The sequence below is a fragment of the Streptomyces sp. genome, assembly GCF_031181705.1.
GTDB lineage: Bacteria > Actinomycetota > Actinomycetes > Streptomycetales > Streptomycetaceae > Streptomyces.
Genome location: NZ_JAPSKN010000172.1, coordinates 1 through 10,628, shown reverse-complemented (window position 1 = coordinate 10,628; position 10,628 = coordinate 1). Strand labels below are relative to the sequence as shown.

At 71.9% G+C, this 10,628-nt stretch carries 7 protein-coding genes; 3 read left to right on the top strand and 4 right to left on the bottom strand.

Annotation, left to right across the window (positions count from 1 at the left end; all coding sequences use genetic code 11):
• Nucleotides 1-306: 306 nt before the first annotated feature.
• The 3 genes from RIN80_RS24115 to RIN80_RS24105 all read right to left on the bottom strand — a co-directional run bounded on the left by RIN80_RS24115 (nucleotide 307) and on the right by RIN80_RS24105 (nucleotide 5,388).
• Nucleotides 307-2,031 carry a BCCT family transporter gene (locus RIN80_RS24115; RefSeq protein ID WP_309097744.1) on the bottom strand — a complete coding sequence of 575 codons (1,725 nt, stop codon included), beginning with the start codon at nucleotides 2,029-2,031 and terminating at the stop codon, nucleotides 307-309.
• 82 nt (nucleotides 2,032-2,113) lie between these two features.
• Nucleotides 2,114-3,397 (bottom strand): M14 family metallocarboxypeptidase, encoded by a 1,284-nt coding sequence (locus RIN80_RS24110; protein ID WP_309097743.1) that lies wholly within the window; start codon nucleotides 3,395-3,397, stop codon nucleotides 2,114-2,116.
• Nucleotides 3,394-5,388, bottom strand: a complete 1,995-nt coding sequence (locus tag RIN80_RS24105; protein WP_309097742.1) for a Xaa-Pro dipeptidyl-peptidase — start codon at nucleotides 5,386-5,388, stop codon at nucleotides 3,394-3,396. The genes RIN80_RS24110 and RIN80_RS24105 overlap by 4 nt, the downstream gene beginning before the upstream one ends.
• A 200-nt stretch (nucleotides 5,389-5,588) precedes the next feature.
• On the opposite strand from RIN80_RS24105, the gene RIN80_RS24100 reads away from it, so the two are divergent.
• Together RIN80_RS24100 and RIN80_RS24095 are read left to right on the top strand one after the other, a co-directional pair.
• Nucleotides 5,589-7,115 (top strand): M1 family metallopeptidase, encoded by a 1,527-nt coding sequence (locus RIN80_RS24100; RefSeq protein WP_309097741.1) that lies wholly within the window; start codon nucleotides 5,589-5,591, stop codon nucleotides 7,113-7,115.
• Between the two features lie 62 nt (nucleotides 7,116-7,177).
• Complete coding sequence (locus RIN80_RS24095; RefSeq protein WP_309097740.1) at nucleotides 7,178-8,101, top strand: arginase family protein; 924 nt, start codon at nucleotides 7,178-7,180, stop codon at nucleotides 8,099-8,101.
• A gap of 144 nt (nucleotides 8,102-8,245) precedes the next feature.
• On the opposite strand, the gene RIN80_RS24090 is transcribed toward RIN80_RS24095, so the two are convergent.
• Nucleotides 8,246-9,712, bottom strand: a complete 1,467-nt coding sequence (locus tag RIN80_RS24090) for an amino acid permease (RefSeq protein WP_309097739.1) — start codon at nucleotides 9,710-9,712, stop codon at nucleotides 8,246-8,248.
• Between the two features lie 269 nt (nucleotides 9,713-9,981).
• On the opposite strand from RIN80_RS24090, the gene RIN80_RS24085 reads away from it, so the two are divergent.
• On the top strand, nucleotides 9,982-10,628 hold a 647-nt coding region (locus tag RIN80_RS24085), incomplete at its 3' end, for a MerR family transcriptional regulator (protein ID WP_309097738.1).

Sequence of the window (10,628 nt, the reverse complement as noted above, 5' to 3'; positions counted from 1 at the left end):
GTGCGCGGAGGAGGCGGCCGGACTGGCCACCGGCTGAGGCGGGGCCCGCACCCGGCTGCTTCGGCACCGGGCCGGAGTCGCCCGACCCACCGCGCCCGGCAGCTTTGGCGCCGCGCCGGAGCCCACACCGCCACCAGGCCCCCCCGCAGGGCCGCCGACCCCGTGCACGACCCCGGCCGCCGGATGCGCCCGGGAAAGCGGTGCGGCCGGACAACGACTGCGGCGAGGACCGCACCCGGTGCGCGGGGCCCGTGGAACGGCCAGGGCGCCCCGGGTGGAATGCCCAAAGCGCCCTGAAGGTTCGTGTCAGTGCTTGCCGATCGGGTCGCCCTCGACGTCCGGGCCGCGGCCCGGGCCGACGCGGAACTCGAACTCGCCGTCGTACTTCTTGTGGCCTTCGATGACGGCCAGTTCGACGGCCTCGGACCCCATCTGCTCGCGCACGATGACCGGGTCGCGGCGCAGGTCGCGCATGAGGGCCACGCACATGAAGGTCATCACGACGACGAACGGCGCCGCCGCGAGGATCGTGAGGTTCTGCAGGCCCGTCAGGGCGTCGCCCTGCCCGCTGCCGACCATGAGCATGATCGCCGCGACCGCGCCGGTGACCACGCCCCAGAACACCACGACCAGCCGGCCCGGTTCGAGCGCGCCCTTCTGCGACAGCGTGCCCATGACGATCGAGGCCGCGTCGGCGCCCGAGACGAAGAAGATGCCGACCAGGATCATCACGAGCAGGCTGGTCACGGTGGCGATCGGGAACTGCTGGAGCACGCCGAAGAGCTGGCCCTCCGGGGTCGTCTCCTTGCCGAGCTGCCCCTGCTCCTGCATCTTCATCGCCGAGCCGCCGAAGATCGCGAACCAGATGAGGCTGACCGTGCTGGGCACGAGGATGACACCGCCGACGAACTGCCGGATGGTGCGGCCCCGGCTGATGCGGGCGATGAACATGCCGACGAAGGGCGTCCAGGAGATCCACCACGCCCAGTAGAAGACGGTCCAGCTGCCCAGCCAGTCCCCGACGCCCTCGCCGCCGCTGGCCTCCGTGCGGCCGGCCAGCCGGGGCAGGTCGCCGAGGTAGGCGAAGACCGAGGTCGGCAGCAGGTCCAGGACGATGATGGTCGGCCCGGCGACGAACACGAACAGGGCGAGCACCAGCGCCAGCACCATGTTGGTGTTGGACAGCCACTGGATGCCCTTCTCCACGCCCGACACCGCGGACGCGACGAAGGCCAGGGTCAGCACCGCGATGATCGTGACCAGCAGCCCGGTGCTCACCTCGTCCATCCAGTCCAGCTCCTGCACACCGGAGCCGATCTGCAGCGCGCCGAGCCCCAGGGAGGCGGCGGAGCCGAAGACGGTCGCGACGATCGCGAGGATGTCGATGACCCGGCCGGCGGCGCCGTTGGCGTGCTTCTTGCCGATGAGCGGGGTGAACACGGCGCTGATGGTCTGCCGGCGGCGCCTGCGGAAGGTGCTGTAGGCGATGGCCAGGCCCACCACGGCGTAGATCGCCCAGGGGTGGAGCGTCCAGTGGAAGAGGGTGGTCGCCATGGCCGTCTCCATGCGCTCACCGGAGTCGGCCGGGTCGGTGCCCGGCGGGGCCGTCGAGTAGTGCGACAGCGGCTCGCTCACGCCGTAGAACATCAGGCCGATGCCCATGCCGGCGCTGAACATCATGGCGACCCAGGAGACCGTGCGGAACTCGGGCTCCTCGCCCTCCGCGCCGAGGTGGATCCGGCCGTAGCGGCTGATCGCGAGCCACAGGGCGAACACGACGAAGCCCGAGGCGGCGAGCATGAACGCCCAGCCGCCGTTGTGCATCAGGCCGCTGAGCATGCTCGTGGAGACGTCTTCGAGCGAGTCGGTCGCCGCGGCGCCCCAGACCACGAAGGCGAGGGTGAGCACCGCTGTGACGCCGAAGACGATGCGGTCGGTCTGCGGCCGGGTCCGGCCGGGCAGGCCCGCTTCCGACCCCGGCAGCGCGGCTCCCTCGTGGGGGTCCTTGTCGCTTGGTCGTTCTTGCGTCACAGGCGGCACCTTTCATCGGGACAGCGTGGAGAATCGGTTCCTCCGTATCGCTGCTACCACGTGTGGCGGATTTTCACCCCCCTCAGCATGCGGTTTCGCGTGAACCTCCGGTCAGGTGGTACTCGGCCCGGTCGTCGAGCAGCAGCGGGACGAGCGCCCGCAGGGACTGGCGCACGGGCACGAGCACACCCTCGGCGTCGCTGCGCACGCGCACACCGTGCAGGGCGAGTTCGTCTCCCACCTCGGCGTACTGGGCGGCCGTGAGCCGGTAACCGCAGGGCGGGTCGGCGATGACGTCCGCCGGTTCGGGCGGGTCGTTGTCGGCGCCGCCCAGGTAGACCGGGCCGCCGGTGGCGTACCCGGCGAGACGGGCCCGGCCCGTGGCCGCCTCGATCCGGCCACGGCGCTCCTCGGTGTAGCCGAACACGCCCTTCAGGGCGGCCAGTTGCGAGGTCACCCGGCGCCGGTTGTTCAGCGCCTCGTCCGCCTTCTCGGCGTCGGTGAGCGGGTCCACGCGGCTCTCGATGAGCAGGCCGACGGAGTGTTTCACCCCGGACATGTTGCGCAGGATGCGCTCCTGCCCGTCCCCGGCGACCTGCCTGATCGGTTCGCCCGTGTCCGGGTCGGTCCAGATGCCGTAGGTGCCGGTCGAGTGGCCGGCCCGCTGCGCGGCGGGCCGGACGTACGCCTCGGACAGTGTCCGCGCCTCCTCGTGGACCGCGTCACGGGTGTTGAGGTTGCGCGGCCACAGGTCGAACAGGGCCTTGTCGTAGTAGGGGGGTGTGGCGCCGTACTCGTGCAGGTCGTAGACGAGGTCGGGGCGCTGGTCGCGCAGGACGGCGGCGAGGGCGCGGCCCTCGGCGGTGCGCAGGGCGAGGTGGTCGCGGTTGATGTCGACGCCGTCGCTGTTGCCGCGGGTGTTCGCGGCCCGGCCGTCCGGGTTGGCGGTGGGCACGACGAGGACCGTGGTGCGGTCCAGGAAGCGCCGGGTGCGGCTGTCCCGGGCGTGGGCGAGATCGCGGATCGTGGTGAGGCAGGCCTCCCGGCCGGAGGGCTCGTCGCCGTGCTGGCTGCAGACGAGGAGCACCTTGCTGGGACTCGGCCGGGTGCCGATCCGGACGAGCTGGAGGGGGCGGCCCTGCTTCGTCGTGCCGAAGCGGGACACGGAGACGCGGCTGCTCGACCGGTCGACGGCCCTGAGGAAGTCCTGCTCCTCGGGCTGGGTGGTCCACCGGGCTCCGTTCGTCCGTTCGAAGCCGGTGCGCGGCGGTGCGTCCGTGGCCGTCGCCTCGGCCGGGACGGCGACCAGGGACGCGGCGAGTGCCGCGGCGGTCAGGGTCAAGGTCAGGGCGCGGGCGCGGATCACCGGGCTCCCCCCGGGACGCGGTGGGTGGTGCGCGGCTCCCGTACGCCGTCCAGGAGGGAGGCGCCGGGCGTGGCGGACGCTTTCCCCGCGGTGGCGCGGGCGAAGGCGGTGGCCCCGCCGACGAACGGCACGCGTGCCGAGGTACGCGCGAGGTCGAGCGTCAGCTCCGGCCGGTCGGCATGGGGGTCCTCCCTGCTCGAGCGAAGCCGAGAGCTTGGGGGAGGGTCGATGAGACCCTTGTCGGTGCCCGCGACGATCAGTGCCAGGCGGTGGCCCTTCGGCACGACATGGTCGGTGGCCGCCAGGTCGAGGGTGATCGTGTACCGCTTGCCCGGGGTGAGCGGGGTGCCCTTGGCGTCGGAGGCGTGGTTGCCCAGGTCGGCCCAGCCGCGGCTGACGATCGTGTAGTCGACGTCGGCGGTCTTCGCCTTCGTCTCCTTGAAGCAGGCGCTGTCGCCGGCGGTGCTCGCGCCCCAGCAGGTGCGGTCGGTGAGCGTGGTGACGCCCTCACCCGGGTCGGCGTAGTCGCGGATGGTGGCGGGGCCGATGTCGACGAGGACGGCGGAGAGGTGGGCCGTGGGGGTGGAGGGGGTCGCGGTGACGGTGACCTCGGACGAGCCGGACAGGCGCAGGTCCCGGGTGAGCGCTCCGGTGACGAAGCCGGCCTTCTCCGGTGTCGGCTTGTCGATGCTCGCGGCCCAGTCGGTCTCGCTCAGCGCCGGGTCGTCGGTGATGGTCTCGGTGCCGTGGCGGCGGTGCAGGCCGAGGGTGCCGACGCCGTCCTGGGCGCCCTGGCCGGGGCGCAGGGTGGCGGCGCGGGTGCCGCTGGGCGGCCAGGTCCGGGAGGTGCTCCACTGGTCGGGCGCGCGTTCGATGTCGGCCATGGGCTCGCGGTCGATGCCGTTGTCGTGGCCCATGAGTTCGTGGTCGAACCAGCGGTGCAGGGTCTCGACCCATGCCGCGCGCCGGAAGTCGAAGGGGTCGACGTGGCCGGTCCGGGAGAGCCAGATCTTGCGGTCGACGCCGTTCTTCCCGAGAGCGTCCCACCACTGCCCGACGTGCTTCATGCGGACGTTGAGGTCCTGCATGCCGTGGACGAGGAAGACGCTGGCCTTCACCTTGCGGGCGGCCTCGACGTAGTCGCGCTCGGTCCACAGCGGGGTCCAGTCGCCGGTGCGCGGAGCGCCCTCGGCCAGCTTCTGCTGGACGGGGCCGCACTTGGCGCGGGCGTCGGGGCTGTTGACGTAGTGCGAGAGCCAGTCGGGGCCGGAGTCGTAGAGCGGGGCGCCCTGCTGGAAGTAGTAGTCGTACCAGGAGGAGATGGCGCTGATCGGGACGACGGTCTCCAGGCCCTCGACGCCGGTTGCGGCGACGCCGTTGGCGATGGTGCCGTCCCAGCTCTTGCCGATCATGCCGGTGCGGCCGTTGGTCCAGCCGGCCTCGGCGCGGGTGGTGCCGGTGCGCGTGGTGTAGGCCTTGGCGCGGCCGTTGAGCCAGTCGACGACGGCCTTGGCCGACTGGACGTCGGAGCGGCCGCCGACGTCGACGCAGCCGTCCGAGCGATTGGTTCCGGCCAGGTCGACGCCGACGACGGCGTAGCCGCGCGGGACGAAGTAGTTGTCGTAGAACAGCGGCATCTGCACGACGTCGCCGTTCGCGTCGTACGTCTTCTTCTGGCTCTCGTTGCCGCGCCCGCAGCAGGAGTAGTACGGGCTGGCGTCCATGATGACGGGGACCTTGCGGCCCCGGGCGGCGGGTTCGCGGGGGCGGACGATGTCGACGGCGACCCGGTCCGCCTTCCCGTCGCCGTCCCCGTCGAGTCCGGTGTCCACCCAGACGGCCTCGCGGATGGCGTTCTCGTAGGAGTGGACGGGCTGGCTCCCGCGGGGGGCCGCCTGTGCGGCCGCCGGGGTGAGCAGTGTGGCCATCAGGGCGGCCGTGGCCGCCGTCGCGAGCGGTCTCCAGGTCGTGAAGCGCGTGCGTTTCGGCATGCGCCGGACGGTACATCGGTGAACTCCTGTTCAGAAGAGGGCCGCTGACGGGTCGGCGTGTCCGGGAGCGCTCCGCGGGGCGGGTGTCTCATGTCGGCCGAATGGCGATCGTGTGACAACAGGGGCCATGGACATGACCAGTGACACAGGGAGTCAATAGGCTCCGGACAGACTTCGGGACCTACGACTTGGAGCCTTGCGTGCACCGCAGAATCATCGCGCCGGGAGCCCTGGCAGCGGCCGTCCTCCTGCTGGCGATCCCGGCATCGGCCGCCCCCCACTCCCCCGGCGCGCCGGGGATCGGCGACCCCTACTACCCGGCCTACGGCAACGGCGGATACGACGTCTCCCACTACGACCTCCGGCTGAGGTACCAGCCGGCCACGGACGAGCTGGAGGGCACGGCCACCCTCGTGGCCCGCACCACCCAGGAGCTGTCGCGCTTCAACCTCGACTTCCTGCTGGACGTCGACGAGGTGCGCGTGAACGGGGTCAAGGCCACGTTCACGACCTCCGGCGAACACGAACTGGAGATCACTCCGAAGACCCCGCTGTCCAAGGGCACGGCCGTCACGGTCGTCGTGCGCTACCACGGCGTGCCGTCGTCGAAGCGGGCCTACGGCTTCACCAGCTGGCACCGCACCCCGGACGGCGGTGTCGCGGCCAACGAGCCGGAGGCGGCCGCGTGGTGGTTCCCGAGCAACGACCACCCGCTCGACAAGGCCACCTACGACGTGTCCGTGCTGGTGCCGGACGGCACCCAGGCCATCTCCAACGGCACGCTGCAGTCGACGAGTTCACGGCTCGGCTGGACGCGCTGGAACTGGCGTTCCAACAAGCCGCAGGCCACGTACCTCGCCACGCTCGCGGTCGGGAAGTTCGACCTCACCACCGGCACGACCGAGAGCGGCATCCCGGTCGTCAACGCGTACAGCAAGGACCTCGGCGACCACGCCGGCGCGGCCCGCGCGAGCATCGAGCGCAGCGGCGAGATCGTGGACTGGCTGAGCGGCTACTTCGGGCCCTACCCGTACAACGCGCTCGGCGGGTACGTCCCGAACACGAACACCGGGTACGCGCTGGAGACCCAGACCCGGCCGTTCTACAGCCCCCGGCAGTTCGCCAACGGTTCGAACGTGTCCCTCGTCGTCCACGAGCTGGCCCACCAGTGGTACGGGGACGCGGTGTCCCTCAAGGGCTGGAAGGACATCTGGATCAACGAGGGCTTCGCGCGGTACGCGCAGTGGCTGTGGTCCGAGCACGAGGGCGAGGGCACCGCGCAGGAACTCGCCGACTACGTGTACGCCTCGCACCCCGCCGACGACCCCTTCTGGACGGTGCGGCCCGGGGACCCCGGCCCGGACGACCAGTTCGACATCGCGGTCTACGACCGCGGCGCGCTGGCCGTGCAGGCACTGCGCAACGCGATCGGCGACGAGGCGTTCTTCACGATCCTCAAGGGCTGGCCGCGGAAGTACGCCCACGGCAACGCGTCCGTCGCCGACTTCCGGCGGTACGCCGAGGAGGTGTCCGGCAAGCCGCTGGCCGCTCTCTTCGACACCTGGCTGTTCCAGCCGTCCAAGCCGGGGGCGCCCGCGGCCCGGGACGCGGCGGTCGCGAAGGCGGTCAGGACGGTGGCCCAGCCGAGGTCGTGGAAGAAGATCGCGGCGACCGACGGGGTGCACGAGCACGGCGGCCACGCGCAGGGCGCGGGGCACCGTCACTGACGCGCCCCGTCCCGCCCCGCGGTCTACGGTGGGCCCATACGCACCGGGCGTATGGGCCCGGCGTGCACAGGGCCGGCGACGAGGACGAGGAGCCGGGCGTGCGGAACGTGGCGATCATCGAGGCACCGTCCGTGCTCGGACTGCGTCCCACGGGGGTCGAGGACCTGGCGCCGGCGCTGCTCGGCGCCGGGCTGGCCGAGGCACTCGCGGCACAGAGCGCGGGGCGGGCCGAGCCGCCGCCCTACGACCCGCAGCGGGACGCGGGGACCGGGATGCTGAACCCGGGCGGCATCGCGGCCTACTCCGCGGAGCTGGCCGACGCCGTGGGCGGGGTCCTCGACGGCGGCCGGTTCCCGCTGGTGCTCGGCGGCGACTGCAGCGTGCTGCTCGGCACCCTGCTCGCGCTGCGCCGCCGGGACCGGCACGGGCTGCTGTTCCTCGACGGGCACACGGACTTCTACCAGCCTCGGGCCGAGCCGGCCGGCGAGGTGGCCTCCATGGAGCTCGCCCTGGCCACCGGGCGCGGCCCGCGCGTGCTGGCCGACCTGGAGGGGCGTGGCCCGCTGGTACGGGACGAGGACGTCGTCGCCCTGGGGTTCCGGGACGCGGAGGAGTCCGCGGCGTACGGGACGCAGCCGCTGCCGGAGGCGCTGCACGCGATGGAGCTGCGCACCGTGCGCGCCCTGGGCGCCGGCGAGGCCGCCCGGCGGGCGGTCGGGCTGCTGACCGGTTCCCGCGGCGGCGCCGGGTACTGGGTCCATCTCGACGTCGACGTCCTGGACGACGCGGTGATGCCCGCCGTCGACTACCGTCTGCCGGACGGCCTGTCCTGGCGGGAACTGGAGACCGTGCTGCGCACGGCACTGTCCGGTGACGGTGCGCTCGGCCTCACCGTCACGATCTTCAACCCACGCCTTGATCCCGGCGGAACGATCGCCCGACGGCTGGCCGACTGCCTGCTGCGGGGCTTCGGCGTCCCGCGCTGACGCGACGCGCCGGCTCCGTCGCCGTGGTCGTACTCGGTCACCGGTACCGACCGGCCAACCAGCCGCTCCTCGATCAGCGGCTCGACCCGGGCACCCGGACGCGGCGCTCGACCGGTGGGGGCCACGGGCAGCGGCCCCCGTCCGCTACCTCGTCAGGTTCGACAGCTCCTGGTCGGCCGTCTGCGACACCCGGCGGCGGACGCCGAACCAGCCCGCCACGAGCATGATCGCGATCAGCGGGATGAGCAGGAGCGTCCTGCGGCCGACCTCGGGGTCGTTCCACATCATGCCGAGGCAGGCCATGAGGAAGACGATCGTGGCGATCTCCGTGACCGGGCTGCCGAAGAGGCGGAAGGAGGGGCGGGCGACCAGGCCCGCCCTGGCGCGGCGGACGAAGACCAGGTGGCAGATCATGATGATCACCCAGGTGCTGATGATGCCGAGGGAGGCGACGTTCAGCACGATCTCGAAGGCCTGGGCCGGCACGAGGAAGTTCAGGCCGACGCCGAGCACGCAGACCGCGCAGGTGAGCAGGATGCCGCCGTAGGGGACCTGGCTGCGGTTCATCCGGGCGGTGAACCTGGGCGCCGAGCCGGCCATCGCCATCGAGCGCAGGATGCGGCCCGTGGAGTACAGGCCCGAGTTCAGCGAGGACATGGCGGCGGTCAGGACCACCAGGTTCATCACGTCGCCCGCGGCCGGGACGCCGATCTTCGACAGGACCGTGACGAACGGGCTCTGGTCGGCCGAGTAGACCGAGCCGGGCAGCAGCAGGGCCAGCAGGACGACCGAGCCGACGTAGAACAGGCCGACGCGCCACATGATCGAGTTCACCGCGCGCGGGACGACCTTCTCCGGCTCGGCGGTCTCGCCCGCGGCGACACCGACCAGCTCCAGCGCGGCGTACGCGAAGATCACGCCCTGCATGACGAGGACGACCGGCATCACGCCGTGCGGGAAGACGCCGCCGTTGTCCGTGATCACGCTCAGGCCCGGGGTCTGACCGCCCACCTCGTGCTGCGTGGCGAGCAGGAAGATGCCGATGAGCATGAAGCCGACCAGCGTCGCGACCTTGATGATCGCGAACCAGAACTCCATCTCGCCGAAGATCTTCACCGAGATCAGGTTCACGGCCAGCACCACCGCCAGGGCGATCAGCGCCAGCACCCACTGCGGGATGTCGGTGAACAGGCTCCAGTAGTGCGTGTAGAGCGCGATCGCGGTGATGTCGGCGATGCCGGTGGTCGACCAGTTCAGGAAGTACATCCAGCCGGCGACGTAGGCGCCCTTCTCACCGAGGAACTCACGCGCGTACGACACGAACGAGCCGGAGGAGGGCCGGTACAGGACCAGTTCGCCGAGGGCCCGCACGACGAAGAAGGCGAAGATGCCGCAGACCAGGTAGGCCAGCGCGAGCGCCGGGCCCGCGTTGTGCAGCCGGCCGCCCGCCCCCAGGAACAGTCCGGTGCCGATCGCGCCGCCGATGGCGATCATGTTGACGTGGCGGGCCTTGAGGTCCTTGCTGTAGCCGGCGTCGCCCGCGTCCGCGGGCACCTGGGCCGCATCGGTACGCGGCGTGGCCGCAGCCGTGTTCACGGCGTCCTTGCTCACGGGTGGTTCCACTTCCTGGATCGCCCCGGACGTGGTGGGTCCGGGGTCCGTACAGTGCGTCGGCCCGCACCACCCTTGTGACGCGGCACAGACCAAGGCAGCACTTTCCCACACGCCTCAGCTCGCACACGGTGACCGGCGTCACAGAGCGTCACTTCTCACAAGGTCCACCAGGGACCCGCACAGCCGCCGCCCGGCGTTCACCGCATGCTCATCGACTGCTGCGGACGAGGTGTCACCACACTGGTGGGACAGCGATACTGCTGCACATGACGACCGACGCCGAGGAGCCGACCCTCACGATCGACGAGCTGGCCGCCCGGGCCGGTGTCACGGTGCGCACGGTTCGCTTCTACGGCACGAAGGGGCTCCTGCCGCCGCCGGTGCTCGGTCCCCGGCGCGTGGGCCACTACGGGCGGGAGCACCTGGCCCGGCTGGCGCTGATCGAGGAGCTGCAGCGGCAGGGCATGACGCTGGCCGGCATCGAGCGGTACCTGCGGCAGCTGCCGCCCGACCTGAGCGCGCACGACCTGGCCGTGCACCGTGCGGTGGTGGCGTCCTGGGCGCCGGACACCGTCGAGACGGTCACCCACGAGGAGCTGGCGCGGCGGGCCGGGCGGCCGCTGGACGAGGAGGACGTCGAGCGGCTCGTCGCGATGGGCGTGGTCCGGCCCGCCGAGGACGGCTACGAGACCGACCTCGGCCTGCTCCGGCTGGGCGCCGGGCTGCTGGACGTGCCGCTCTCCCCTCAGGCGATCTTCGCGGCGCGCAAGGTCCTCCTGGAACACACGCGCGCCGCGGCCCGGGAACTCTCCCAGCTCTTCCGCGCCGAGATGGCGGAGCGCGACGCGCGGGACGTGCGGTCCCTGTCGGCGCACATGCACCCCTTGGTGGTGCAGGCGCTCCTCACCGCGTT